A 24,707-nucleotide genomic window follows, 5' to 3' on the forward strand; every position below is an offset into this window, starting at 1 on the left:
AGCCTAGACGTTGAACTGACGCAGGAAGCGCAGGTCGCCCTCGAAGAACTGGCGCAGGTCGTTGACGCCATAGCGCAGCATGGTCAGGCGCTCGAGACCCGAGCCGAAGGCAAAGCCGATGTAGCGTTCCGGATCCAGGCCGAAATTGCGCACGACTTGGGGATGGACCTGCCCGGAGCCGGAGATTTCCAGCCAGCGGCCCTGGTTCGGCCCCGAGGTGAACATCATGTCGATCTCGGCCGACGGTTCCGTGAACGGGAAGAAGGACGGACGAAAGCGCAGCGTCAGGTCATCGGTTTCGAAGAAGGCACGCAGGAAATTGGTGTAGACGCCCTTCAGGTCGGCGAAGGAGATGTCCTCGGCGATCCAGAGGCCTTCGACCTGATGAAACATGGGCGAATGGGTGGCGTCGCTGTCCACGCGGTAAGTGCGCCCCGGGGCGATCACCTTGATGGGCGGGGTGTTCATGCGCGCGTAGCGCACCTGCATGGGGCTGGTGTGCGTGCGCAGCACCAGCGGCAGCCCGCCCGCATCCTGCATGTCCACGTAGAACGTGTCCTGCATGGAACGCGCCGGATGATTTTCCGGATTGTTCAAGGCGGTGAAGTTGGTCCAGTCGTTCTCGATTTCGGGGCCGTCGGCCACGTCGAAACCGATCGACCGGAAAATCTGCTCGACGCGCTGCCAGGTGCGGATCACGGGGTGGATGCCGCCCGTGCCACGCCCGCGACCCGGCAAGGTCACGTCGATGGTTTCCGCAGCCAGTCGCTGATCGAGCACGGCCTGCGCCATTTCGGCACGGCGCGCATTCAGCAGGGCTTCGACCTGCTGCTTGGCTTCGTTGATCAGCGCCCCCCGGGTGCGCTTTTCCTCGCCCTGCAGGCCGGCGAGCCCCTTGAGCAGCGCGGTCAGCGACCCCTGCTTGCCCAGGAATGCGGCCTTTTCATTTTCCAGGGTCGCCGCGTCCCGCGCTTGTGCGAAACGATCCCGGGCCTGGGCGATCAGCTCGTCGAGCGTCGTGTTCATAGTTTCTTCCAAAACGCAAACGGAGCCCGAACGAGCTCCGTTTGCGATGAAACAGAATCGAAAACGAAACTGGTTCGGTCAGACTGCCAGTGCGGATTTCGCCTGGGCCACAATGGCGGCAAAGCCGGCCTTGTCGCGCACGGCCATGTCGGCCAGGACCTTGCGATCGAGTTCGATCGAGGCCTTCTTCAGACCGGCGATGAACACGCTGTAGGTCACGCCGAGTTCACGGCAGCCCGCATTGATGCGGGTGATCCACAGGGCGCGGAAGGTGCGCTTTTTATTGCGGCGATCGCGGTAGGCGTACTGGCCGGCACGCATGACCGCCTGTTTGGCGACCCGGAAGACATTACCGCGGCGACCACGGTAGCCCTTGGCGGCCTTGATGACTTTTTTATGGCGTGCACGAGCTGTGACGCCGCGTTTGACGCGAGGCATGAGAGATCTCCGATCAGGCGAAAGGCAACATCGCCTTCACGGAGGCAACGTTCGTTTCATGGACAGCAGCCGAACCACGCAGCTGGCGTTTGTTCTTTGTGGTTTTCTTGGTCAGGATATGACGCTTGAAAGCCTGGCCGCGCTTGATGGAACCACTGCCGCGCACCTTAAAGCGCTTGGAAGCGCCTTTTTTGCTCTTCATCTTGGGCATGACGATTACTCTGTTGGCTTGGCGAATCCAGGTGGCCCGACAGACCGGACGCTTGGATGACCTGCAATTCGCAAACATGATGAACCCGACATGCGCAACCAGCATGACCGGGCCTTTTTCCACGACCCCAAAAAATTTCGAACACAAAACCCGATCGGTTGTGCACGAATTTGATGTGAGTACCCGGAAAAGCCCTTGATTATAGGATGATTTACTCGGTTTTGTCGAACTGTTGTTCCAGTGCGTGTACCCGGGTCTCCAGGGAATCGACCCGTTCCAGCGCGCGCGCCAGCAGATCGGCCTGCACGTCGAACTCTTCGCGGGTGATCAGATCCATGCGGGCAAAGGTCTGCGTCATGAGTGCCTTCATGTTGCGCTCGATGTCGGCGGCGGGCGTTTTGGCCAGCAAATCCGACATGTTCTTCTGGAAATCCTCGAACCACTGATTGGGGGCGATCATCGCAGCCTCCTGAATGGAAAGCTTCATTTTACCTGCCTGGACGCGGTGCCCCCGCGTCCGGGCGGAACTGAATCGCCTCCGCCAGCTGCGCCACGCCGATCCCCGGCATGCCCTGCAAGTCCGCCAGGGTCCGAGCCACCCGAAGGATGCGCTGCGTGGCACGCGCCGACCATCCCCAGGCCTCGACGGTTCTGGCCAGCAGCACCCTCCCTGGCGCATCCAGAGCCCCATGGGCCACCAGCCCTGGCGCATCCAGCCGGGCATTCAGGCTGCCCTGGCGATCCAGCTGGACCCGATGCGCCGCCTGCACCCGGGTGCGGATCGCCACGGACGATTCGCCCGCCGGCGCTTCATGCCAGGCGCCTTCGATGGCCAAATTCACATGCAGGTCGATGCGGTCCAGCAGCGGCCCGGACACCTGTGCGCGATACCGCGCAATCCGTTCCTGGGGGCAGCGGCAGGACTGGCGGGGATGGCCCAGCCAGCCGCAGGGACAGGGATTCATGGCCGCGACCAGCTGAAAGCGCGCCGGAAAATGGCAGCTGCCCGCCGCCCGTGCGACGGTGACGGTGCCCGTCTCCAGCGGCTCACGCAGGGCCTCCAGCGCGCGGCGGTCGAATTCGGGCAGCTCATCCAGGAACAGCACACCGTGATGAGCCAGACTGATCTCGCCTGGCCGGGGATGCGCGCCGCCTCCCACCAGCGCCGGCATGGACGCGCCATGGTGTGGAGCCCTGAATGGCGGCTGCACCGGCAAGGCGCGCAGAGGACTCACCAGCCCCTGCACGGCCGCCACCTCCAGCGCCTGCCACCGCGAGAGCGGCGGCAAAAGCCCCGGCATCCGCTGGGCCAGCATACTCTTGCCCACCCCGGGCGGCCCCGTCATGATCAGACTGTGGCCGCCGGCGGCGGCGATCTCCAGGGCGCGACGCGCCGCCGCCTGGCCGCGCACGTCGGCCATGCAGGGTACCGGCCCGGAAGCACCACTCAGGGTCGCAGGCTCGGCGGGCGGCAAAGGCTCGAGCCCCGCGAAATGCGCCACGACCTGGTCCAGACCGGATGCGGCCAGCACCCGCAGGCCGGGCACCAGGGCAGCGATGCCCGCTGCGGGCGGCGCCATGATCAGGGTCGCGTCCGGATCATCCCGCGCAACCGCCAGCGCGATTGCGAGGGCCGAATCGGCCGGCACCAGCGCGCCCGTCAAGGACAGTTCGCCCGCCAGCACGTAATGTCGCACGTCGGGGCTGCGCCCCTGCGCATCGGCCACCTGCCCCGACGCCAGCAACACACCCAGGGCGATCGGCAAGTCGAACCGCCCGGACTCCTTCGGCAGGTCGGCGGGCGCGAGATTCGCCGTGATCCGCCCTGCGGGAAATTCAAAGCCACAGCTGAGGATCGCGGAACGCACCCGCTCGCGGCTTTCGCGCACCCCCGCGCCGGGCAGACCCACCAGGGAAAACGTCGGCAGGCCGGCCCCGACATGCACCTCGACCTGGACAGGCCGGGCCTGCAAGCCGAAGAGTGCCCGGCTGGCCAGCACCGCAAGCGACATGACGCCTCCCCGCATCCGAACCGTTTGACGCACTATAGGCCGCGCCTGGACCCTTCGGAGTTCGGAAGGATGAAATTGTCCCGGAAGCCAGGGGTCGGCATCCGGCCATGCGAAGCGGGTTGGCTATGGCGGGCGGCCAGGGGGCGGATACGGAAAAGGGCGCCAAAGCGCCCTTTTCCTCACGTCTGATCCAGCCGCCTCACAAAGGAATGGCCGGATCAGGAGCCCGGCTTACTTGGTGCCGTTGCCGATCGCGCCCTGGATGGCGGAATCAGCCTTGGCGGCACCTTCCTTCACGGATTCGCGCGCGCTATTGGCGGCCTCGCCGGCCTTTTCAGCCAGTTGCCCCGCCTTGTCGGCGACAGCATGGCCCACTTCAGCGGCCTTGTCCTTGGCTTGTCCGGCCGATTCCTTGATCTTGTCCTGCATGGACTGCTGATCGGCCGGCGCGCTTTGCGGCGTCTGAGGGGCGGCCGGCTGGCCTTGCGGCGCGGGCGCCGGCGTGGTCGCGGGCGCGGGCTCTGTGGCGGGGGCCTTGGGCGACTCGCTCTTGGAGCACGCGGCCAGCAGGCTCAGCGATGCGACCACGGCGGCTAGAGTCAGCGTTTTACGCGTCATGTTCATGATTTTCCCTATTCAAGATTCCGCTGCCAACGCATGGCGGATCGTTATTGACATGTCCGGCTTGTGTAACGGCCGGGTTGGTTACAATTCTAGCGCCCAGCTGACAAGGGTAAACCCTGACCTGTAATCACTGATTTCACAGGCAGAGCCCATCACCCACCGCTTCCGCTGCGAGCCCCATAGGGGAAATGACCCAGGTCTTCCGCTGGGTGTGCCCCAGCCCCATCAACAACTGGACACAAAACGCCGGGTGGACGCCACGCCCGACTGCACGCCGTCCATGTCCGGCGACCAATCATCCTCGCACCATGTCGGCGCAATCCAGTCGCCCTGACGCACCAAACCAGGGCATCACACGAGATGACCAGCGGCCTGGCACCCGGAAAGGCGCCTTTACAGTGAAATAAACCTGGCATGCCCCTTGCTTTGAACTGTTCCATAGCCCGCCGACAAAGGAACGCTCATGAAACTCATCACGGCCATCATCAAACCGTTCAAGCTGGAAGAAGTCCACGCGGCCCTGGTTGCCTCCGGCATCCAGGGCATGACGGTCACGGAAGCGCGCGGCTTTGGCCGCCAGAAAGGCCACACGGAACTCTACCGGGGGGCGGAATATCAGGTGGATTTCCTGCCCAAACTGCAGATCCAGGTGGCCGTTCCCGATCACCTGCTGGAACTGACGATCGAATGCCTGAGTCAGGCCGCACGCACCGGAAAAATCGGCGACGGCAAGATTTTCGTCGTGCCGCTCGAACAGGCCATCCGCATCCGCACCGGCGAATCCGGCGAATCCGCCCTTTGACCCACGCCAACAGGAGCATTGAATCATGGACAAGACGGATGTCGTTTGGGTGATGGTTTCGACCTTGCTGGTCTGGCTGATGTGCATGCCCGGACTTGCGCTTTTCTACGGCGGGCTGGCGCGCGGTCGCCATGTGCTGTCGGTCATGAGCCAGACGCTGGGCGCCTGCGCGCTGGCGACGGTCCTGTGGTTCCTGTATGGATATTCGCTGGCCTTCACGACGGGCTTTGGCGGGCTTGGTGGCTTCACGCGGCTGGGCCTGGCCGGTCTCTACCTTCCGGGCGCCAGCACCACCCTGCCCCTGACGGGCTCGATCCCCGAGCTGCTGTTCTCTCTATTTCAGGCGACCTTTGCCGCCATCACCTGCGGACTGGTGACGGGCAGCATTGCCGAGCGGGCCCGTTTTGGCGCCGTCCTGTGCTACATCGGGATCTGGTTCACCCTGGGATATCTACCGATCGCGCACATGGTCTGGGCCGAGGACGGCTGGCTGCATCTGCTCGGGGCGCTGGACTTCGCGGGTGGCACCGTCGTGCACATCAGCGCCGGGGCGGCGGGTCTGGTGGCCGCACGCTACCTGGGACCGCGCCGGGGATTCGGCCGGCAGGCCATGCCCCCGCACAGCCTGCCGCTGAACCTGAGCGGCGCCGCGCTGCTCTGGGTCGGCTGGTTCGGATTCAACGGCGGGTCGGCCCTGGCAGCCAACGAACAGGCCGTCCTGGCCGTCGCCAATACCCTGTTGGCCGCCGCCGCCGGGGTCCTGGCCTGGGCGCTGGCCGAACGACTGCTCAAAGGCAAGGCATCGCTGCTGGGCGCAGCGTCAGGCGGGATTGCCGGCCTGGTCGGCATCACGCCGGCTGCGGGATTCGTGGCGCCGGGCGCCGCGCCGATCATTGGCGCATTGGCCGCCTGGGCGGCGCTCTATGGCGTCAGCGGCCTCAAACGCCGCCTGGGCATCGATGATTCCTTCGATGTCTTCGGCATCCATGCCGTGGGTGGAATCGTCGGCGCGATCCTGACTGGCGTGTTCTATTCCCGTATGCTGGGCGGCCCCGGCCCGGAAGGCTTTTTTGCCCTGCTGCACCAGACCTGGCTGCAAGCGGTTGCCGCGGCCGCCAGTCTGATCTGGGCGGGACTGAGCTCGGCTATCGCGGTGTTCGCGGCGGATCGTCTGATCGGGATGCGCGCCACAGCGGAAAACGAAAGCCAGGGCCTGGACCAGGCGGATCACGGCGAAACCGCCTACCCAGCCTGAAGCGCCTCTTGAAGCCGAGCGGTGAGATGCTCGGCGGGCAAGGGTCTGGAATACCAGAACCCTTGCCCGAAGTCACAACCGGCCTCCAGCAGCAGCTCATGCTGCTCCTGGGTCTCGATGCCTTCGGCAATGACCTTCATGCCCAGTTGATGCGCCATCAGGATGATGGCGCGGCACAGCACCATATCCTCGGAATCCTGCGCCAGGTGAGAAACGAAGCTCTGGTCGATCTTCAGGAAGTCCACGTCGAAGCGCTTGAGGTAGGACAAAGACGAATACCCCGTGCCGAAGTCGTCCAGCGCCACCTGGATCCCGGCATCCCGGAAGGCTAGCAGCCGGGCGCTGGAGTCATCCTCGGTATCCATCAGCAGGCGCTCGGTGATCTCGACCGAGACGGCGGATCCCGGCAGCCCCAGCGTCGCCAATGTCTGAATCCAGGCCTGCGGGTCCAGCCCGTCAGACTGGAACTGCACGGGCGACACATTGATTCCGATCTCGAAATCGGGCTCCAGTTCCTCGCGCCAGGTCTTCACCTGGCGGGCCGCCTCATGAAAGGCCCAGTCGCCGATCGGCACGATCAGGCCGGTGTCCTCGGCCAGCGGAATGAACTCCGCGGGGCTGACCAGGCCGCGCTCGGGGTGCCGCCAGCGGATCAGCGCCTCGGCCTTGACCATGCGCCCTGATCGCAAGTCCACGATGGGCTGGTAATACAGCACGAATTCGCCGACGTCCAACGCCTGCTGCAGGTCGTGCAGCAGTTTGCGACGCATCTGCGCGGATTCCTGCATGTCGGCCGAAAACACACAATACTGATTACGGCCCTTTTCCTTGGCCGCATACATCGCCAGGTCCGCATGCTTGAGCAGCTCCGTCGCACTGGCGCCATCCCGTGGAAAGAAGGTCACGCCGACGCTGGCGGAAATGTGCACCGTGTTGCTGTCCAATACATAGGGTTGAGCCACCGCCTGCAGCACCTTCTGGCAGATCGGCTGGATATCGTCGAGACGCTTGAGCCCCCGGACGATCAGCGTGAACTCGTCGCCACCCAGGCGGGCAACCAGGTCCGAACCCCGCACGCAGCTCAGCAGGCGGCGCGACACCAGGCGCAGCAGTTCGTCGCCCTCGTCGTGGCCGAAAGTGTCGTTGACTTCCTTGAACAGGTCCAGATCCAGGAACACCAGCGCAAAGGGCAAACCGCTCTCGCGCGACTCATCGATGGAGCGGTGCAGGTTCTCGTGGAACATCTGGCGATTGGGCAACTGCGTCAGATGATCATAGTGCGCCTGGCGCCAGATCGAGGCCTCGCGGCGACGTTTTTCGGTCACGTCGGAAAACAGGCCGATGCGGCAGGCCACGCTGCCATCTTCGTTGTAGGAAGTATTGATCGTCAGACGTTCGATATATTCCTCGCCCGACTTGCGCCGGTTCCAGATGTCCCCGCTCCAGCGGCCGGTTTCGGTCAGACTCGACCACATGGCCTGATAAAAGTCCTGGTCCTGGTGCCCGGAGCTGAGCAGATTCATGCGCTGGCCGATGACCTCGGCAGCATGGTAGCCCGTGACGGCGGTGAAGGCCGGATTGATGTCCTGGATCAGGCCTTCGCCATCGGTCACCACCATGGCTTCGCTGGTGTGCTCGTAGACCAGCGAAGCCCGCCGGGCCGAGCTTTCGGCCCGCTTGCGCTCGCTGATGTCCAGCATGATACCGATGGTGGCAGGCTCACCGCGCAGGGTCATGGCCGATCCGAAGATCTCGACCTCGAGCGGCGTGCCGTCGCTGCGCACCGCGGCGCATTCGTAGCGAGTACCCTTATCCTGCCCCTCGAAGCGCCGCCGAATCTGGCTGGCCACGGCCTCGAAGGTCAGCGGCGGGAACAGACGTGCCAGTCCGAATCCACGGGTCATTTCGGCCCGGTCATACCCCATGATGCGGGCCAGCTGTTCGTTGGCATAGGTCAGGTTGAAGGCGCCATCGAGCATGTAGATGCCAGCCACCGTGTTGTCCGCGAGGCCCTCGAACATGGCCTCGACCTGCTTGAGCTGGACGCGTTCGCGATCCACGTCAGCCAGCAACTGCTCGATGTGCGCGGCTGAATCGTCCAGCGACCGCCCGAGCTGGCCCAGTTCATCCGTACTTCGAAGGCCTGACCGCGCACCGTAATTGCCGGCCGCCATTTCGCGACACTGGCCCATCAGGCGGCGAACCGGGCGCAGCACCAGACCAGACACCATACCGTACGCAAGCAACAGCAGCAGCAGGTCCAGTGCAAACAGGGCATAGGTGCTCATCAGGGCGTGTTGCTGCACGTTGCGCGCATGCAGCACGACCTCATCCAGCAACCCCTCGGCGCTGCCCAGCAACTGGTCGCTCGCCGCCAGCACCCGGGCGGGATCCTGCGCCGAATATCCGGCCGCCGCCCTGGCCCCGGCCGCGTCAACCGGCTGGCCGAATTCCTGGATCGTCTTCCGATAGGACTGCCAGTCGCGACCGACGGCGGCAAGGCGCACACGCCGCTGTCCATCGACTGCGGGAATCGTCAGGCCGAAGACGGAACCGCCCGCATCCAAGGCATCGTAGGCCTGCTCGAACAGAATTTCCAGCTGGTAGGGGTCGGGGCGCGGAGCATCCGGGGCCAGCCTCTCGGCCAGTGCATCGAGCGCGATCCGTTGGCTGAGCATGCGCATCTTGCCGGCCACGTTGACCGTGGCCGCGATGCCGTCGGACTCGCGTAGCAGGGAGCGGACGATCAGGACGTTGCCGACTGCCAGCAGGGCCGCCAGCGTGAAGGCGGCCAGGACCTTACGCATCAGGGTTCGGGGCCAGGCAATGCTGAATTGCCGAAAACCGGCAATGGCGAGAGAAATCATCTTGGCCTCGAAGGCGGGTAGCCACCCATCCGGAGCGGCGGGACGACTCAGTGTAATAGACCATGATGAAAGAATGGGATTTGTTTCCGGCCGACCTGCTTGCAGGTTTGACCCGGATCAACCGGAGAGCGCGGCCAGGTCGATACGTTCGGCCCGGTTCAGCGCCGAGGCGACCTTGACGCGCAGCGCATTGGAATGCGCCTTGCGGATCTCCTTTTTGACGTCCAGCAGCTGCTGCGGGTGCATGGAAAACCCAGTCAGCCCCAGGCCCAGCAGCATGCGGGTCACGCGCACGTCCCCCGCCATTTCGCCGCAGACGGATACGGGTTTGCCGACCCGCTCGCCGACGTTGATGGTATGCGCGATCAGGCGCAGCACCGCCGGGTGCATGGGGTCATACAGCGAGGCCACGTCCGTGTCCCCGCGATCGATGGCCAGCACGTACTGGATCAGGTCATTGGTGCCGATCGACAGGAAGTCGAGCGTCTCGGCGAAGGGCTCGATGGCGATGGCCATGGCCGGGATCTCGACCATGGCGCCGACCTGCACCTGCGCATTATGGGCAATCCCGGCACTGCGCAGTTCCTCGGCGGCGCGCGCGAGCGCGCGACGCGTCGCGACGACCTCGTGCATGTGGGACACCATGGGAATCAGCGCGCGGACGGGGCCGTGCGCCGCCGCCCTGAGCAGAGCCCGCAGTTGGGTATTGAAGAGTTCCGGATTGGCCAGGCAGTACCGGATGGCGCGCAGCCCCAGGGCCGGGTTGGTCGCCACGGTGGCCTCGCCGTCGAGTGTCTTGTCGGCGCCGATGTCCAGGGTCCGGATCGTCACCGGACGCCCAGCCATGGTGCGCACGACCGAGGCGTAGGCCTCGTATTGCTCGTCCTCGCCCGGCAGGTCCGGACGGCCCATGAACAGAAATTCGCTGCGAAACAGGCCGATGCCCTCGGCGCCGGCGGCCATCGCATCCGCAGCTTCCTCGGGCAGCTCGATATTGGCTTCCATGCGGATCTGGATGCCGTCGAGCGTAATGGCCGGCGCGAAGCGCAGGGATTTGAGTTCGTCGCGTTCGCGCAGGAAGGCTGCCTGCCGGTCCTGATACTCGCCCAGGATGGCAGGCGACGGATTGACCAGCACCACGCCATTCAGTCCGTCGACGATCAGCAGATCGCCATCGCGCACCAGCGTGCGCACCAACCCCATGCCCACCACGGCCGGCACATTCATGCTGCGCGCAACGATGGCGGTATGCGAGGTCGCGCCGCCCAGATCCGTCAGGAAGGCGCCGAACTTTCCCCCGCGCAGGCGCATCATGTCGGCAGGCGAAATATCGCGCGCCACGACGATCAGGCTGCCGTCCACCTCGACCTCGTCGAGATTGGGCAGCCAGAGCGCCGAGCCCGAGAGAACCCGCAACACTCGTTCGATCACCTGGCGCACGTCCGCGCTGCGCTCGCGCAGATAGGCGTCATCCATCAGGGAAAACTGTTCGGCCAGGATCTGCCCCTGTGCCGTCAGCGCCCATTCGGCGTTGTACTGGCGTTCGTCGATCATCTGACAGACCGCCTGCACCAGCATCGGATCCTGCAGCAGCATGACATGGACCGACAGCAGCACACCCAGTTCGCGCGGCGCATCGTCCGGCAGAGTTTCGGCTATCTGCTGCAGATCGTGGACGGCCTGGTCCATGGCGTGGCGCAGGCGCTGCTTCTCGGCATCGACGTCCTCGGGCGCGATGCGGTAGTGGGCGACCTCCAGCGACGCGGCGCTCATGACCACGGCGCGGCCGATTGCATAACCGCGTACGACACCTTGGCCATACAGGCACAGGGTCGAAGACAAAGCGGGCTGTGCCGCTTCCAGGGTGTTCATCCCAGGCTTCCGCGCGGGCTTGGACCGACCTTTGGGGGTTTCATTCGGATTCCCCGAATTTACCGTCGAACAGGGAACGGATGTCGGTCAAGGCCTGAGTTTCATCCGCCCCTTGTGCTTCGATCTTGACGGTGACGCCCAGACCGGCCGCCAACATCATGACGCCCATGATGCTTTTCGCATTGACGCGCTGCGCGCCCCGCGAAATGAAGACGTCACTCTTGAAGCGTCCGGCCAGCTGGGTCAGTTTGGCCGCCGCGCGCGCATGCAGGCCCAGCTTGTTGGAAATCACCAGATCAATCGAAGGCATTGGCAAAACTCCTGAACTAGCAGTCGGGAGGGGGTTCCGCATTGACGATTCCGCGCAGCGCCCCCTGTCGCACGCGTTCGCTCAGAGATTCGGGGTTTTCCTGCTGATCTGTCAATGCCTTCAGCACCATGCAGGCATTGGTCCCCGTCAGCAGGTGGATGATGTAGCCGTCGTCCAGCGCCTGGCGCAGCGCCTGGGCGGCGATATTGAAGGGTGTTGCACCGTACAGGTCACACAAAATCAGGATCGGTTCTTCCCGGCGTCCCGCCCGCACCCAATCCAGGATCCGGTCGGTCTCGGCCTGCGGATCCGCGTCGGGCACGATGTCGAACACTTTGAGATCGGGCTGGCGCCCCAGCACATGCTGTGCACAGTCCAGGAAGGCCGACCCCAAGGGTTCGTGCATGACCAGCGCCAGCCGCGTATTCATGTGACCACCGCCAGTTCCAGCGCATCGACGAAGCGGCCCGCCACGTCGAAACCAGTCTGTTCTGTGATTTCGACGAAACAGGTCGGGCTGGTGACGTTGATCTCGGTGATGTAGTCACCGATCACGTCCAGACCGATCAGCAACAGGCCGCGCCCCGCCAGCCGGGCACCCACCGCCCGCGCCAGTTCCTGGTCGCGCGACGACAGGGGGCGGGCCACGCCACGCCCTCCGGCCGCCAGGTTGCCGCGGGTTTCGCCCGCCAGCGGGATACGCGCCAGGGTAAAGGGCACAGGTTCGCCACCGATGATGAGGATGCGCTTGTCGCCCTGCGTGATTTCGGGAATATAGCGCTGCGCCATGATGGTGCGCGTGCCCAGTTCCGTGAGGGTTTCAAGGATCGAGCCCAGATTGGCTTCATCGGGCCGCATCCGGAAAATCCCGCTGCCGCCCATGCCGTCCAGGGGTTTGACGATGACATCGCCGTGCTGCGCGTGAAAGGCGCGCAGGCGCGCCATGTCGCGGCTGACCAGCGTGGGGGCGGTATATTCCGCGAATTCCGTGATTGCGAGCTTTTCCGGGTGATTGCGGATGGCCGAACCCGCATTGAAGACCCGCGCGCCCTGCGCGGCCGCATAGTCGAACAAGTGTGTGGCGTAGACATATTCCATGTCGAAGGGCGGATCCTTGCGCATCAGCACCGCATCGAACGCCGACAGATCGCATTCCCGCACGGACGCATCCTGGGTCCACCAGTCGTGCCCGTGCCAGTCTGCATCGGCGCGCAGCCGCATGGCCGTCGCCGCCACCCGGACGCGTCCCTGATCGATGAACAGATCACCCATCGTAGCGAAACTGAACGCGTGGCCCCGCGCCGCCAGGCTGCGCATGATCGCCACGGAAGAATCCTTCCAGGCTTTCAGGCCGGGCAGCGGGTCGATGACGAACAGGACATGCATGAAGACCTCTTGTATGACGATCGACCTGCCCACCCGGCAATCGATCAGAATCCGTGATTACGCGGCATCGCCCTGTTTGCCGGCTTTCCGGCGTGGGGCCAGGACCATCACCATCTGACGGCCTTCGAGCTTCGGCATGGCCTCGACCTGGACGAGTTCGCCCAGATCATCGCGCACCCGCTCGAGCACCCGCATGCCCAGTTCCTGGTGAGCCATTTCACGGCCGCGAAAACGCAACGTGACCTTGGCCTTGTCGCCGTCCTCGATGAAACGGCGCAGGTTGCGCAGTTTCACCTGGTAGTCGCCTTCGTCGGTCCCTGGCCGGAATTTCACTTCCTTGACCTGGATGACCTTCTGGCGCGAGCGGGCTTCGGCCTGGCGCTTCTGTTCCTGGTATTTGAACTTGCCGTAATCCATCAGCCGACACACCGGGGGATCGGCTGTGGGCGAGATCTCGACCAGATCGACGTCGTGCTGCTCGGCCAGGGTCAAGGCCTCGGTGGTGCGTACGATGCCCAGCTGTTCGCCGTCGACGCCCAGCAGACGGACCTCGGGGATGCGGATTTCACCGTTGATGCGGTGTTTTTTTTCGGTTGCGATGTCTAGGACTCCTGTGAGTTGAAGAAGCGGGAACGTCAGGCCTGCGCCGGATCGCCCTCTTGGTGACGAGTTTCAATGTCCTGCCGCAGACGCGCCGCGAAATCCGCCACCGGCATGGTACCCAGATCGAGATTACCCCGTCCACGGACCGCCACGGCGCCGGAATCGCGTTCCTTGTCGCCTATGACAAGGATATACGGAATCTTTTGCAGGCTGTGCTCACGGATTTTACGGGTGATTTTTTCACCACGCAAATCCGAGAGCACCCTAAACCCTTGTTTAACAAGGGTTTTCGAGACCTCATCGGCGTAATCGGCGGAACTGTCGGAAATGCAGCAGACCACGGCATGGTGCGGCGCCAGCCAGGCGGGCATCGCACCGGCATGATTTTCGATCAGCATACCGATGAAGCGTTCGAACGAGCCCAGAATGGCGCGATGCAGCATGACTGGCGTGCGGCGCTGATCCTGGGCATCGACGTATTCGGCGCCCAGGCGGGCCGGCATGGAAAAATCGACCTGGATCGTGCCGCACTGCCAATGTCGCCCGATGGCATCCTTCAGGGTGTATTCGATCTTCGGCCCGTAGAAGGCACCCTCGCCTTCAGAGACCTGATAGTCGCAGTGCGACAGGTCAAGGCTGTCCATCAGGGCCTTTTCGGCCTTGTCCCAGACATCGTCGGCGCCGATGCGCTTGTCCGGGCGCGTCGCGACCTTGTACAGAATCTCGGTGAAGCCAAAATCGGCGTAGACCTGCTGCAACAGGCGGGTAAACGCCGCGCATTCTTCCTGCAGTTGTTCCTCGGTGCAGAAGATATGGCCATCGTCCTGGGTGAATCCGCGCACCCGCATCATGCCGTGCAGCGAACCCGAGGGTTCGTTGCGGTGGCACTGGCCGAACTCGCCGTAACGCAGCGGCAGTTCACGGTAGGAATGCAGGCCGGCGTTGAAGATCTGGACATGGCCGGGGCAATTCATGGGTTTCAAGCCGTACACGCGGTTTTCGGATTCCGTCGTGAACATGTTTTCCTTGTAGTTGTCCCAGTGGCCGGTCTTCTTCCACAGGGACAAGTCGAGGATCTGTGGCGCCTTGACTTCCTGGTAGCCATTATCCTGATAGACCCGGCGCATGTATTGCTCGACCTGCTGCCAGATAGTCCAGCCCTTGGGGTGCCAGAAAATCAGCCCGGGAGCTTCGTCCTGGAAGTGAAACAGGTCCAGTTCGCGGCCGATGCGGCGGTGATCGCGCAATTCGGCCTGTTCCAGCATGTGCAGATAGGCGTCCTGATCCGCCTGACGCGCCCAGGCCGTACCGTAGATGCGCTGTAGCATCTCGTTTTTACTGTCGCCGCGCCAGTAGGCGCCAGCGACCTTCATCAGTTTGAAGACCTTCAGACGCCCGGTGGACGGCACGTGCGGCCCCCGGCACAGATCGACGAAACCGCCTTCGCGGTACAGGCTGATCTTTTCGTTGGCCGGGATCGAGGCGATGATTTCCGCCTTGTAGGTCTCGCCGATGCCGCGGAAGAACTTCACGGCTTCGTCCCGGTCCCATTCCTCGCGCACGACGGTCTCATCACGCTTGGCCAGTTCGGCCATTTTCTTTTCGATGGCCTGCAGGTCTTCGGGCGTGAACGGGCGTTTGTACGAGAAATCGTAATAAAACCCGTTGTCGATGACCGGCCCGATCGTGACCTGGGCATCCGGAAACAGCGACTTGACCGCGTAGGCCAGCAAATGCGCCGTGGAATGTCGGATCAGGTCCAGGCCTTCCGGGTCCTTGTCGGTGATGATGCTGAGCGCCGCATCCCGATCGATGACGTGGCTGGTATCGACCAGACGGGCCGGCTGGCCGTCCACGGTGATTTTGCCCCCCAGAGCCGCCTTGCCCAACCCGGTCCCGATCGAATGCGCAACGTCGTGCACGGTAACGGGATGATCGAACTCACGTTGTGAGCCGTCGGGCAAGGTAATGCGAACCATGAATGTATGTCCTGAAAATGCGAAACGCGGCCTGCGCCGCGTCGGTAAAAAGTATGAATTTGCCAGGCAGGAAGGATATTGCTGCAGTTTAGCAACCGGACCGGGAACAATCAATTTGATCAGCCGGCAAGCGCCTGTCCGCCCAACCAATATCCCAAGACAAAACCGCCGGTCTCGTGGAAAGACCGGCGGCTGGAGGTTCTGGTAGGCAGTACTGGATTCGAACCAGCGACCTCTACGATGTCAACGTAGCGCTCTAACCAACTGAGCTAACCGCCTGAAGAAAGAACGTGATTATATGGAGGTTTTTTTGCGCTGTCAATTTGAAGCCGACACCCCCGCCAGCAGGGAACGCGCCCAGCGCTGCGCCGGCAGCCCGGTACGTGATTCCAGGGTAGCCGCAGTGTCCAGCAGGTCTCCCGCGGACAGATCCAGCGCGGAGCCCTTGAAGGCCAGGACGACCGTGTTGCCCTGGTCGATCTCTGGAAGGCAGAGGACACGCCCGTCGAATGCGGCCCGGATGCCCTGCAGATTGTGCTCGAAGCTGTCATGCTGGCCAAACAGATTGACGGTCATGATACCCGGCTCGTCCAGGATCCGGTAGCAGTCCCGATAAAACGAGGGCTCGTCGCACACCGGCCCCTGGGCCTGGCTGTCATACAGATCCACCATCAGCGCCCGGTAAGCCCCTGCCCGGCCGGGTTCGGCCACCCAGTCGCGCGCATCGGCATGATCGATCGTCGACCGGACGCTGCCCGGCAGCCTGAAAAAGGCCTGGCACATCGCCGTCACGCCAGGATTGCGTTCCACCGTATCCACCTGTGCGCGCGTGTGGCGCAGGGTGAAACGCAGCAGCGACCCCGCGCCCAGGCCCAGGATGCCGACGCGATCACGCATGCCCGGCCGCAGGAACAGCAGCCAGGCCATCATCTGCTGCGTGTAGGCCAGCACCAGATCCGAGGGCCGCGCAACGCGCATCGCCCCCTGAATCCATTCCGAGTTGAAATGCAGGTAGCGCACCCCGTCCTCTTCGGACAGGGTAGGCACATCGGTGTGAGCGGTTGACTTCCGGCGAGCGGCGGGGTTTCGTGTGCGTGACATGAGGACAGAAAGATGCCGGCCAGGCCGTCAGGCATGGCCGGGGTATTGCTTACAGGCGCTCGAAGATCGCGGCGATGCCCTGCCCGCCCCCGATGCACATGGTGACCAGCGCATGGCGCCCCTGGACGCGCTGCAATTCGTGCAGGGCCTTGACCGTGATCAGGGCACCGGTGGCACCGATCGGATGCCCCAGACCGATGCCGCTGCCATTGGGGTTGACCTTGGCCGGATCGAAACCCAGCTCACGCGACACGGCGCAGGCCTGGGCCGCGAAAGCCTCGTTGGCCTCGATCACGTCGATCTGATCCAGGGTGAGCCCGGCGCGCTGCAGGGCATGACGCGTGGCGGGCACAGGACCCATGCCCATGTACTGTGGATCGACCCCGGCGTGGCCATAGGAAACCAGACGCGCCATCGGCTTGAGGCCGCGCGCCTGGGCGGCCTTGGCCGTCATGAGCAGCACTGCGGCCGCCCCGTCGTTCAGGCCCGACGCATTCCCCGCCGTCACCGTGCCGTCTTCCTTCGCGAACACGGGCTTGAGCTTGCTGAAGCTTTCCAGCGTGGCATCGAAACGCACGTGCTCGTCCTGATCGAAGACGACTTCGCCCTTGCGGGTCTTCCGGACCACCGGCACGATCTGGGATTTGAAGTACCCCTGTTCGATCGCATGCGCGGCGCGGCGGTGGGATTCCAGGGCAAGGGCATCCTGATCCTCGCGGCTGATGCCGTATTTCCGGGCGACGTTTTCCGCCGTCACCCCCATGTGATATTTTTCGAACGGGCAGGACAGCGCGCCGTTCATCATGTCGACCAGACGCGAGTCGCCCATTCGCGAACCCCAGCGCTGCCCCACGGCCATATAGGGGGCGCGGCTCATGCTCTCGGCACCTGCTCCGATGGCGACCTCCACATCCCCCAGCATCAGCGCCTGAGCCGCCGACACGATGGCCTGCAGACCGGATCCGCACAGACGGTTGACATTGAAAGCTGGCGTGGACTGCGGGAGACCGGCATTGATCGCGGCCACCCGCGACAGGTACATGTCACGGGGTTCCGTATTGATGACGTGGCCAAACACCACATGCCCCACATCGGCCGCCGGCACGCCGGCACGTTCCAGCACGTTGCGCACGACGAGTTCCCCCAGCTCGCAGGGAGAGACGTCCTTCAGTGAACCGCCAAAATCCCCCACGGCGGTCCGGCATGCCTGCACGACGACGATATCTTGCATGAATGGCTCCTGTTGTATTGCTGCGTAGCAGCATTTTGATCATCACCGGATAGTAGCGCATTGCACCCCGCCGGTGACAGAGCCCACCCAGAGGCGTGCAAGCGATGCCGGTTGCGACCAACCGCTACGGACGCGCCAGCACTTTACGGATTGTGCTCGAGAGCTCTTCGGCCGAGAACTTCGCTACGTAGCCATCCGCACCCACGCTGCGCACGTGGTCCTCGTTGGCGGAACCGGACAGGGACGAATGGATCACCACCGGCAAGGCGCGCATGCGAGCGTCCTGCTTGATGTTGCGGGTCAAGGTGAAGCCATCCATCTCCGGCATTTCCAGGTCGGTCAGCATCAGGCTGACCTTGTCCAGGATGGTCTTGCCCTCGGCCTCGGCGGCGGCCTTCAACACATTCAGACGGTCCCAGGCCTCGCGGCCGGACTTGACCATCTCGTAGGGGACCTTGAGCGCCTTGAGGGCCTGTTCCATCAAGGCGCGCGCGACAAACGAATCGTCGGCCATCAAGATGACGGTGCCGGGCTTGAGCTGGATCTGATCACCGACGTCTTTCGGATCCACTTGGTGACGGTCCTTGACGGGCGTCACCGTCTGCAGGATGGCTTCGACATCCAGCACCTGGGCCAGGCGGGTATTGCCCGCATCGTCGTCCAGCCGGGCCATGCTGGTCACCAGGCTGTGCGCCGTGCCGCTGGCCTCGGCCGAAATCACCTGGTTCCAGTCCAGGCGGACGATGTCGTCGACCGATTCGACCGTGAACGCCTGCGTGGTGCGGCCGAATTCCGTCACCAGCATCAGCGACGGCGGCGCCGAAAGCTTGCTGCCGACGATGCCGGGCAGATCGAACACCGGGATCACCTGGTCGCGCAACTGCACCACCCCCAGGGAATGCTTGGGCGCCCCCACCACAGCCGTGACGGCCGGCATGGTGACGATCTCGCGTACCTTCAGGACGTTGATGCCAAAGAGTTCCGACTGGCCTGAATCATTGTCGGTGCCCAGGCGAAAGAGCAGAAGCTCGAACCGGTTGGTGCCGGTCAGGCTGGCGCGATCGTCCACGGCATGTTGGCTGGGGCTCATGGGAAACCTTTTGGTATCGGAGACTGAAAAACGGGATTTTAGGCGATGAACCGATTGCCGATTCCCCACAATAGAGTCTCGAATAGGGCCCAGTCCATATGTCGAAACTGAAAATTGGAATAGATCCGCGAGACGAATCGTGTGGGCGGCGAGCCGCGCCGTGTAGATCACAGGCCCAGTGATCGAAGGCGGCGCAACTCCAGCGCCCTTCCTATTCAAGCCGCCGTATAACCGCCATCCACCACCAGGGCGCTGCCGCACATGAAGCTGGCCCCCTCGGACAGCAGGAAGCAAGCGGCGTGGGCGATCTCCTCGGGCCGGCCCAGGCGCCCGATCGCGTGCAACCCCGTCAGTGCCTCCAGGGTGGCCTTGTCGAGCGTCTTGAGCAGCGGCGTTTCGATATAGCCCGGATGGATCGAGTTGATGCGAACGCCCTGCGCCGAATACGCCAGTGCCGCCGATCGTGTGAGACCTGTCACCCCGTGCTTGGCGGCGACGTAGGCCGGGGCGCTCGCGCTGCCGACCAGCCCCAGGATCGACGACATGTTGACGATGGCGCCGCCGCCGGCGGCCAGGATGGCCGGGATCTGCGCGCGCATGGCATGCTGCACACCCGAGAGGTTGACATCGATGACACGTTGCCATTCCTCGGCCGTGAGTTCGCCCGCGGGCTTGAGTTCCCCGGCGATGCCGGCATTGTTGAAAGCCAGGTGCAAAGCGCCGAAATGCTCGAGTGCGCACTGCACCGCTGCATTGGCGTCGCTGGGTTTGGCCGTATTGCCCGCGTGTGCCACAGCGCGACCGCCGGCGGCGACAATGGCCTGCGTCACGCGTTGCGCAGCCTCGAAATCGATATCGGAGACCACGACCTGCACGCCATTTGCGGCCAGCAGGTGTGCCGTTGTCTCGCCGATGCCCGAACCGGCGCCGCTGACCAGCGCGCTATTGCCTTTGAAGGTGTATTTCATTCTGAAGTATCCTTTCTTGGGGTTTGGTGATTCGTAGTTCGGACGGCGAACCTCAGCGCCCAGCCAGATCGACTGAAAATGTGGCTGGTGGAAGTTCACGACAGTGTCACGCCCAACGCCAATACGACCGCGCCGCACGCCATCGCGCCCAGGTAGCCGATAACAACCGATTGACCGAGCTGCGCCCCGCCTGTCGTCCAGGCGATGCCGGCCTTGGTCACCATGTTCGCCAACGTCGCGAGACCAAGCGCCGTGACGGTGGCCGCCGTTGACAATCCCCCGGCACCATGCAGCCGAGCGAGCGAGATCAAGATAGCGTCTACGTCCGCCAGGCCGGAAACCGCCGACAGCACATAGAGGCCGCTGGTGTCCAGCCACTGCTTTGCCGCAGGTACCAGGACACTCATGACGGCGAGCAACACACCAAAGCCAAGCGCAGTGCCAAGGTCGAATGGCGCCATCGCGCCGATAGAGCCCTCCCCCACCGCAGTGCGGTCCAGCTTGCGCCACCGCCATAGCGCGATACACAGCAGCACTACGCCAGTGACTACCAGGGCGCTGCCGAAGGTGGACAGCAGCTTCGGCTGGATGACGCCCAGCAGAACGATCATGCGAAAAAACATGACGCCGCACGAGGCCAACGTGCCAGCAGCGGCCGCGCCGGTCAGAGAAGGCTGCTCGCGTGCATAGCGGGACAAAGCCAACGTGGCAGCCGTGGAAGAGGCCAGCCCTCCCAGAATCCCGGTCCACAGCACACCCCTTTGCGCGCCGGTGATCCGGATGACAAAGTGGCCCGTCAGCGACAGACCCGCAATCAGGATGACTGCCCACCACAGCTGGTACGGATTGAGCGCGGCATAGGGCCCAAGGCCCGTATTGGGCAGGTAAGGCAGGATGACCATGGACAACACCAGCAACTGCAGCGATGCCGTCAACTCGCGGTGATCGATCAAGCGCAACCAACTGTGCAAGGTCGGCTTGAGGTCCAGCAACACAGCGCCAATCACCGCTGCCGACAACGCCAAGGTGATGTTGCCATGTGCCGCATAGGCACCCAGGACCAAAGTGAGGAGCATCGCCACCGGGGTAGTCGCGCTCAGGTCGCCAGTCAGTTCCGCATTTCGGGCGTAGGACACCGTCAGCAGCAAGGCGAGTCCGAGCAGCACGCCCAGCAAAGGCCAGGCGCCGAAAACCGGCTGTAGATGCCCAAGCACACCGCCGAGCAGTCCAGTCAGTGCAAAGGTGCGCAGACCTGCGACACGCCCTCCCTCCGGCAATTCGCGGCTGTGCCAGCCACGTTCCAGGCCAATCACCAACCCGACAGCCAGCGCCGCGACCAGACCTGAAGCGTCAGGTGGTAGTTCGTAGCCATTCATCGACTCTCTCCGTGGATGACCTGCCTGGCCGCACCGCCGTTGTGCCAGCCTGAGTCTTTGAGACTACAAGATTGTAGATCCGCCCGCTCGAAATGCGGTCGGGGCTAGCGTACACGCGCAGGCCGACCCTGCGGCGAAATCGCCAAATTCGGTCACGCGCCCCGCCGGTCGCAACGCCGCGAGATAGTGGTGCGGTCCATGCGCGGCAACCGTATAGTTCAGCGAGGCCCGACGTTTCCCGGTGGCCAGCATGGTTGCCATTTGCGGTGGTTGATCTGTTGCTCACGACCGTGCTCCTTCCAGTGCGTGGGCAACCCCTCTTGCGCGGAAAGCACATCTTGCTTAAGATAGTGACTAATTACTCACTTATCAGAGCCGTATCAATGAGCACCCATGTAAAACATCGACCCGCAGGCGAATGGCGTGGCATCGGGAGCGCGCAATGAAACGCCTGCCGCTGCAAGGCCGTACCTTGGCACTCCTGGCCATCATCGTCCCGTTGCTTGCACTCTTCATCTACGTCGGCCTGCGATCCGGCCCGCTGGCACCAGTCTCGGTGACGGTGGCAACAGTCGAATCGCGAGCGATCACGCCGGCGTTATTCGGGATCGGCACGGTGGAGGCCCGCTACACCTACAAGATCGGCCCGACGTTCGCCGGGCGCGTCAAACGTCTGGATGTTCATGTGGGAGACCAAGTCAAGGCCGGGCAGGTACTCGGTGAAATGGACCCGGTCGATCTCGATTATCGAGTCCGCTCGCAGGAATCGGCGTTCAAGCGCGCGGAAGCGGCTTTGCGCGAGGCGCAGGCCCGGCAAGCCTACGCGCAAGCCCAGGCGCGCCGCTACGCGCAATTGTTTGCGACGCGCTCGGCCAGCGAGGAAATCGCCACTACGAAACGACAGGAACTGCAGATCGCCGATGCCGCCCTATCCGCCGCTCGGGAAGATATCGCCCGGGCACGCTCCGACCGCGAAGCACTGGTCGCACAGAGAAGCAATCTGCGCCTGATCGCGCCAGTTGACGGTGTCGTCGCCGTACGCGATGCCGATCTCGGCACGACCATCGTCGCGGGCCAGGCTGTGGTGGAAGTCATCGACCCCAAGAGTTTGTGGGTCAACGTGCGCTTCGACCAGATCAGCGCATCGGGGCTCGCTGGCGGGCTGCCGGCTCGTATCGCGCTGCGTTCGCGTGGTAGCCAGGCGTTGAAAGGTCGCGTGCTGCGCGTGGAACCCAAGGCCGACGCGGTAACCGAGGAAACACTCGCCAAGGTGACATTCGACAGCAGACCGGAGCCTTTACCGCCCGTGGGTGAGCTGGCCGAGGTCACGATCGACTTGCCGGTGCTCCCGGCAACTCCGCTGGTTCCCAACACGGCCGTTCGGCGTAACGGCGACAAAGTCGGTGTTTGGCAAATCGTGGATGGTGATTTGCGTTTTTCCCGGGTCAAGCTCGGAGCTTCCGACCTCGATGGCTACGTGCAGGTGCTCGAAGGGCTGAACAATGGAGACCAGGTCGTGACCTATAGCGAAAAGGCACTGACGGCCCGTAGTCGCGTCCATATAGTCGACCGTATCCCGGGAGTCTCGGAATGATCAGCCTGGCTGGCCGCGACATTCTTCATGCTTGGGGAAAATTTGTCTTCACCGGCATCGGCCTGGGCCTGCTGATCGGCGTCACCCTGGTGATGGCCGGGGTGTACCGGGGCATGGTGGACGACGGCAAGGCGCTGCTCGACAACAGCGGCGCCGACCTTTGGGTCGTGCAAAAGGACACGCTGGGCCCTTACGCGGAATCGTCCAGCCTCAACGACGACGCATATCGGGCCATCCTCGCGATGCCGGGCGTTGCCCGGGCTGCGAACGTAACCTATCTGACCATGCAGGTACGCAAGGGCGAGACTGATGTCCGCACCATGGTGGTCGGCATCGCACCCGGCGAACTGGGGGCCACACCCGGCTGGCCGCCATATCTCGTCGCCGGACGCCAGATCACGCGAGGCCACTACGAAGCAGTGGCCGACATCGCCACCGGTTTCAAACTGGGGGACCGACTCGCTGTTCGCCGCAATCATTACACCGTCGTCGGGCTGACAAAGCGCATGGTGTCGTCCAGCGGCGACCCGATGGTATTCATTCCGCTCAAGGATGCCCAGGAAGCCCAGTTCCTCAAGGACAACGACGCCATCTGGCAAAGTCGCCGTCGTACCGAGGCGAACCCGGCACTCAACCGGCCCGGTGTGCCCGGCCTGCTGGATGCTGTGATCGCATCGCAAAGCACCAATCCGTTTGTCAATGCCGTGCTGGTCACGTTGAAGCCCGGGCATGCACCCGAAGACGTGGCCGAACCCATCCGACGCTGGAAGCGTTTGACTGTCTATACCCGGGCACAGATGGAAGGCATCCTCGTCGGCAAGTTGATCGCCACCTCGGCCAAACAGATCGGCATGTTCCTGGTCATTCTGGCCATCGTCAGCGCGGCCATCGTCGCCTTCATCATCTACACATTGACCATGGACAAGATCCGCGAGATCGCAGTCTTGAAACTCATCGGAACGCGTAACCGCACGATTGCCGCGATGATCATGCAGCAGTCGCTCGCCTTGGGCGTTATCGGTTTCGTGGTCGGGAAGATCACGGCCACTTTCTCGGCGCCCCTGTTCCCCAAGTACGTACTGCTGATGCCGGTCGACTCCATCGCCGGTTTTTTTGCCGTGCTCGTGATCTGCGTGCTGGCCAGCATCGTCGCCATTCGCATGGCGCTCAAGGTCGATCCGGCCGAAGCCATTGGAGGGTGAGATGAGTGGCAAAGGCATTCGCATCGAAGGTTTGAGAAAACGTTATGGCGAGGGCGATACCGCTGTCGATGCCCTGAAGGGCGTGGACATGCAGGTGGCACCGGGTGAGGTGGTGGGCCTGATCGGCCCTTCCGGCTCGGGCAAGAGCACCCTGCTTAAATGCCTGGGCGCGGTCATTGATCCGACCGCCGGCCGCATGACGCTGGGCGATGAAGTGATCTACGACGACGGATGGAAAGTCCGTGATCTGCGCGCCTTGCGGCGGGACAAAATCGGCTTCGTATTCCAGGCGCCGTATCTGATTCCATTTCTCGATGTCACCGACAACGTGGCGCTGCTGCCGATGCTTGCAGGCGTCTCGAATGGGGAGTCGCGCGCGAAGGCACTCGAACTGCTCACGGCGCTCGATGTGCAACACCGGGCTCGAGCCATGCCCTCGCAACTCTCCGGTGGCGAGCAGCAACGGGTCGCCATCGCGCGCGGATTGGTCAATCGCCCACCGGTGATCCTGGCCGATGAGCCCACCGCGCCCCTCGACAGCGAGCGCGCCATGGCGGTGATCCGCATCCTCAACGACATGGCCCGGAAGTTCGAGACCGCCATCATCGTCGTCACCCATGACGAAAAGATCATTCCCACTTTCAAGCGCATCTACCACATCCGCGATGGTGCGACCCATGAGGAAGTCGGCGAAGGGCAAGCCGCGATCTCGTCCTTCGCGACGCTGCAAAACAGCTGCCTGTCCTGTCATCAGAGCTTC

At 63.5% G+C, this 24,707-nt stretch carries 22 protein-coding genes, 1 tRNA gene and 1 pseudogene; 5 read left to right on the forward strand and 19 right to left on the reverse strand.

Features of this window, described 5'->3' with window-relative positions:
* Positions 1-3: 3 nt before the first annotated feature.
* The 6 genes from pheS to ABCV34_RS04760 form a co-directional block, all read right to left on the reverse strand.
* Complete coding sequence (pheS, locus tag ABCV34_RS04735) at positions 4-1,026, reverse strand: phenylalanine--tRNA ligase subunit alpha (RefSeq protein ID WP_345798069.1); 1,023 nt, start codon at positions 1,024-1,026, stop codon at positions 4-6.
* Between the two features lie 78 nt (positions 1,027-1,104).
* Positions 1,105-1,464: a 50S ribosomal protein L20 gene (gene rplT, locus ABCV34_RS04740; RefSeq protein ID WP_345798070.1), complete on the reverse strand. Its 360-nt coding sequence runs from the start codon at positions 1,462-1,464 to the stop codon at positions 1,105-1,107.
* A 13-nt stretch (positions 1,465-1,477) separates the two neighbouring features.
* Positions 1,478-1,675: a 50S ribosomal protein L35 gene (gene rpmI, locus ABCV34_RS04745; RefSeq protein ID WP_043682165.1), complete on the reverse strand. Its 198-nt coding sequence runs from the start codon at positions 1,673-1,675 to the stop codon at positions 1,478-1,480.
* 211 nt (positions 1,676-1,886) lie between these two features.
* Positions 1,887-2,135: an accessory factor UbiK family protein gene (locus tag ABCV34_RS04750; RefSeq protein ID WP_345798704.1), complete on the reverse strand. Its 249-nt coding sequence runs from the start codon at positions 2,133-2,135 to the stop codon at positions 1,887-1,889.
* 28 nt (positions 2,136-2,163) lie between these two features.
* Positions 2,164-3,687 (reverse strand): YifB family Mg chelatase-like AAA ATPase, encoded by a 1,524-nt coding sequence (locus ABCV34_RS04755; RefSeq protein WP_345798071.1) that lies wholly within the window; start codon positions 3,685-3,687, stop codon positions 2,164-2,166.
* A 231-nt stretch (positions 3,688-3,918) separates the two neighbouring features.
* Entirely contained in the window at positions 3,919-4,311 is a 393-nt protein-coding gene (locus tag ABCV34_RS04760) for a YtxH domain-containing protein (protein ID WP_345798072.1), read from the reverse strand.
* A gap of 463 nt (positions 4,312-4,774) precedes the next feature.
* Here ABCV34_RS04760 and ABCV34_RS04765 point away from each other — a divergent pair, with 463 nt between their 5' ends.
* Positions 4,775-5,113, forward strand: coding sequence for a P-II family nitrogen regulator (locus ABCV34_RS04765; protein ID WP_345798073.1), 339 nt, complete (start codon positions 4,775-4,777; stop codon positions 5,111-5,113).
* 25 nt (positions 5,114-5,138) lie between these two features.
* Positions 5,139-6,368, forward strand: coding sequence for an ammonium transporter (locus ABCV34_RS04770; RefSeq protein ID WP_345798074.1), 1,230 nt, complete (start codon positions 5,139-5,141; stop codon positions 6,366-6,368).
* Here the strand turns inward: ABCV34_RS04770 and ABCV34_RS04775 are convergent.
* The 13 genes from ABCV34_RS04775 to ABCV34_RS04835 all read right to left on the reverse strand — a co-directional run bounded on the left by ABCV34_RS04775 (position 6,356) and on the right by ABCV34_RS04835 (position 21,151).
* Positions 6,356-9,175: an EAL domain-containing protein gene (locus tag ABCV34_RS04775; protein ID WP_345798075.1), complete on the reverse strand. Its 2,820-nt coding sequence runs from the start codon at positions 9,173-9,175 to the stop codon at positions 6,356-6,358. The two genes, ABCV34_RS04770 and ABCV34_RS04775, sit on opposite strands and share 13 nt — an antisense overlap.
* Positions 9,176-9,352: 177 nt before the next feature.
* Positions 9,353-11,008: a phosphoenolpyruvate--protein phosphotransferase gene (ptsP, locus tag ABCV34_RS04780; RefSeq protein WP_345798705.1), complete on the reverse strand. Its 1,656-nt coding sequence runs from the start codon at positions 11,006-11,008 to the stop codon at positions 9,353-9,355.
* 139 nt (positions 11,009-11,147) lie between these two features.
* Positions 11,148-11,417 (reverse strand): HPr family phosphocarrier protein, encoded by a 270-nt coding sequence (locus tag ABCV34_RS04785; RefSeq protein ID WP_345798076.1) that lies wholly within the window; start codon positions 11,415-11,417, stop codon positions 11,148-11,150.
* Positions 11,418-11,433: 16 nt separating this feature from the next.
* Positions 11,434-11,847 carry a PTS sugar transporter subunit IIA gene (locus tag ABCV34_RS04790; protein WP_345798077.1) on the reverse strand — a complete coding sequence of 138 codons (414 nt, stop codon included), beginning with the start codon at positions 11,845-11,847 and terminating at the stop codon, positions 11,434-11,436.
* Positions 11,844-12,803: a glutathione synthase gene (gshB, locus tag ABCV34_RS04795; RefSeq protein ID WP_345798078.1), complete on the reverse strand. Its 960-nt coding sequence runs from the start codon at positions 12,801-12,803 to the stop codon at positions 11,844-11,846. The genes ABCV34_RS04790 and gshB overlap by 4 nt, the downstream gene beginning before the upstream one ends.
* Positions 12,804-12,860: 57 nt before the next feature.
* On the reverse strand, positions 12,861-13,442 hold the full coding sequence (gene infC, locus ABCV34_RS04800; protein ID WP_345798706.1) for a translation initiation factor IF-3: 582 nt from the start codon (positions 13,440-13,442) through the stop codon (positions 12,861-12,863).
* Positions 13,439-15,385 carry a threonine--tRNA ligase gene (thrS, locus tag ABCV34_RS04805; protein WP_345798079.1) on the reverse strand — a complete coding sequence of 649 codons (1,947 nt, stop codon included), beginning with the start codon at positions 15,383-15,385 and terminating at the stop codon, positions 13,439-13,441. The genes infC and thrS overlap by 4 nt, the downstream gene beginning before the upstream one ends.
* Before the next feature lie 202 nt (positions 15,386-15,587).
* A tRNA-Val gene (locus ABCV34_RS04810) sits at positions 15,588-15,664 on the reverse strand.
* 39 nt (positions 15,665-15,703) lie between these two features.
* On the reverse strand, positions 15,704-16,486 hold the full coding sequence (locus ABCV34_RS04815; protein WP_345798080.1) for a spermidine synthase: 783 nt from the start codon (positions 16,484-16,486) through the stop codon (positions 15,704-15,706).
* A gap of 49 nt (positions 16,487-16,535) precedes the next feature.
* Entirely contained in the window at positions 16,536-17,717 is a 1,182-nt protein-coding gene (gene bktB / locus ABCV34_RS04820) for a beta-ketothiolase BktB (RefSeq protein ID WP_345798081.1), read from the reverse strand.
* A 124-nt stretch (positions 17,718-17,841) separates the two neighbouring features.
* Positions 17,842-18,807, reverse strand: coding sequence for a chemotaxis protein (locus tag ABCV34_RS04825; protein WP_345798082.1), 966 nt, complete (start codon positions 18,805-18,807; stop codon positions 17,842-17,844).
* Between the two features lie 215 nt (positions 18,808-19,022).
* Positions 19,023-19,775 (reverse strand): SDR family oxidoreductase, encoded by a 753-nt coding sequence (locus tag ABCV34_RS04830; RefSeq protein WP_345798083.1) that lies wholly within the window; start codon positions 19,773-19,775, stop codon positions 19,023-19,025.
* Positions 19,776-19,870: 95 nt separating this feature from the next.
* On the reverse strand, positions 19,871-21,151 hold the full coding sequence (locus tag ABCV34_RS04835) for an MgtC/SapB family protein (RefSeq protein WP_345798084.1): 1,281 nt from the start codon (positions 21,149-21,151) through the stop codon (positions 19,871-19,873).
* Positions 21,152-21,593: 442 nt separating this feature from the next.
* On the opposite strand from ABCV34_RS04835, the gene ABCV34_RS04840 reads away from it, so the two are divergent.
* From ABCV34_RS04840 to ABCV34_RS04850, 3 genes and pseudogenes are all read left to right on the forward strand, one after another.
* Complete coding sequence (locus ABCV34_RS04840) at positions 21,594-22,745, forward strand: efflux RND transporter periplasmic adaptor subunit (RefSeq protein WP_345798085.1); 1,152 nt, start codon at positions 21,594-21,596, stop codon at positions 22,743-22,745.
* Positions 22,742-23,947 (forward strand): ABC transporter permease, encoded by a 1,206-nt coding sequence (locus ABCV34_RS04845; RefSeq protein ID WP_345798086.1) that lies wholly within the window; start codon positions 22,742-22,744, stop codon positions 23,945-23,947. The genes ABCV34_RS04840 and ABCV34_RS04845 overlap by 4 nt, the downstream gene beginning before the upstream one ends.
* Before the next feature lies 1 nt (position 23,948).
* Positions 23,949-24,647, forward strand: a pseudogene (locus tag ABCV34_RS04850) (ABC transporter ATP-binding protein); the annotation flags it as partial.
* Between the last annotated feature and the right edge of the window lie 60 nt (positions 24,648-24,707).

Source organism: Castellaniella sp. MT123, assembly GCF_039614765.1.
In the GTDB taxonomy this organism is placed as follows: domain Bacteria; phylum Pseudomonadota; class Gammaproteobacteria; order Burkholderiales; family Burkholderiaceae_B; genus Castellaniella.

Excerpts from the sequence above, each read along its gene's own strand:
- ABCV34_RS04790 (WP_345798077.1), bottom strand. The coding sequence starts at position 11,847 with ATGAATACGCGGCTGGCGCTGGTCATGCACGAACCCTTGGGGTCGGCC.
- ABCV34_RS04775 (WP_345798075.1), bottom strand. The coding sequence starts at position 9,175 with ATGCGTAAGGTCCTGGCCGCCTTCACGCTGGCGGCCCTGCTGGCAGTC.
- ABCV34_RS04840 (WP_345798085.1), top strand. The coding sequence starts at position 21,594 with ATGAAACGCCTGCCGCTGCAAGGCCGTACCTTGGCACTCCTGGCCATC.
- pheS (WP_345798069.1), bottom strand. The coding sequence starts at position 1,026 with ATGAACACGACGCTCGACGAGCTGATCGCCCAGGCCCGGGATCGTTTC.
- ABCV34_RS04845 (WP_345798086.1), top strand. The coding sequence starts at position 22,742 with ATGATCAGCCTGGCTGGCCGCGACATTCTTCATGCTTGGGGAAAATTT.
- ABCV34_RS04755 (WP_345798071.1), bottom strand. The coding sequence starts at position 3,687 with ATGTCGCTTGCGGTGCTGGCCAGCCGGGCACTCTTCGGCTTGCAGGCC.
- ABCV34_RS04750 (WP_345798704.1), bottom strand. The coding sequence starts at position 2,135 with ATGATCGCCCCCAATCAGTGGTTCGAGGATTTCCAGAAGAACATGTCG.
- bktB (WP_345798081.1), bottom strand. The coding sequence starts at position 17,717 with ATGCAAGATATCGTCGTCGTGCAGGCATGCCGGACCGCCGTGGGGGAT.
- ABCV34_RS04770 (WP_345798074.1), top strand. The coding sequence starts at position 5,139 with ATGGACAAGACGGATGTCGTTTGGGTGATGGTTTCGACCTTGCTGGTC.
- ptsP (WP_345798705.1), bottom strand. The coding sequence starts at position 11,008 with ATGAGCGCCGCGTCGCTGGAGGTCGCCCACTACCGCATCGCGCCCGAG.
- gshB (WP_345798078.1), bottom strand. The coding sequence starts at position 12,803 with ATGCATGTCCTGTTCGTCATCGACCCGCTGCCCGGCCTGAAAGCCTGG.
- ABCV34_RS04765 (WP_345798073.1), top strand. The coding sequence starts at position 4,775 with ATGAAACTCATCACGGCCATCATCAAACCGTTCAAGCTGGAAGAAGTC.
- rpmI (WP_043682165.1), bottom strand. The coding sequence starts at position 1,675 with ATGCCCAAGATGAAGAGCAAAAAAGGCGCTTCCAAGCGCTTTAAGGTG.
- thrS (WP_345798079.1), bottom strand. The coding sequence starts at position 15,385 with ATGGTTCGCATTACCTTGCCCGACGGCTCACAACGTGAGTTCGATCAT.
- rplT (WP_345798070.1), bottom strand. The coding sequence starts at position 1,464 with ATGCCTCGCGTCAAACGCGGCGTCACAGCTCGTGCACGCCATAAAAAA.
- ABCV34_RS04830 (WP_345798083.1), bottom strand. The coding sequence starts at position 19,775 with ATGAAATACACCTTCAAAGGCAATAGCGCGCTGGTCAGCGGCGCCGGT.
- ABCV34_RS04785 (WP_345798076.1), bottom strand. The coding sequence starts at position 11,417 with ATGCCTTCGATTGATCTGGTGATTTCCAACAAGCTGGGCCTGCATGCG.
- ABCV34_RS04815 (WP_345798080.1), bottom strand. The coding sequence starts at position 16,486 with ATGTCACGCACACGAAACCCCGCCGCTCGCCGGAAGTCAACCGCTCAC.
- ABCV34_RS04760 (WP_345798072.1), bottom strand. The coding sequence starts at position 4,311 with ATGAACATGACGCGTAAAACGCTGACTCTAGCCGCCGTGGTCGCATCG.
- ABCV34_RS04825 (WP_345798082.1), bottom strand. The coding sequence starts at position 18,807 with ATGAGCCCCAGCCAACATGCCGTGGACGATCGCGCCAGCCTGACCGGC.
- ABCV34_RS04835 (WP_345798084.1), bottom strand. The coding sequence starts at position 21,151 with ATGAATGGCTACGAACTACCACCTGACGCTTCAGGTCTGGTCGCGGCG.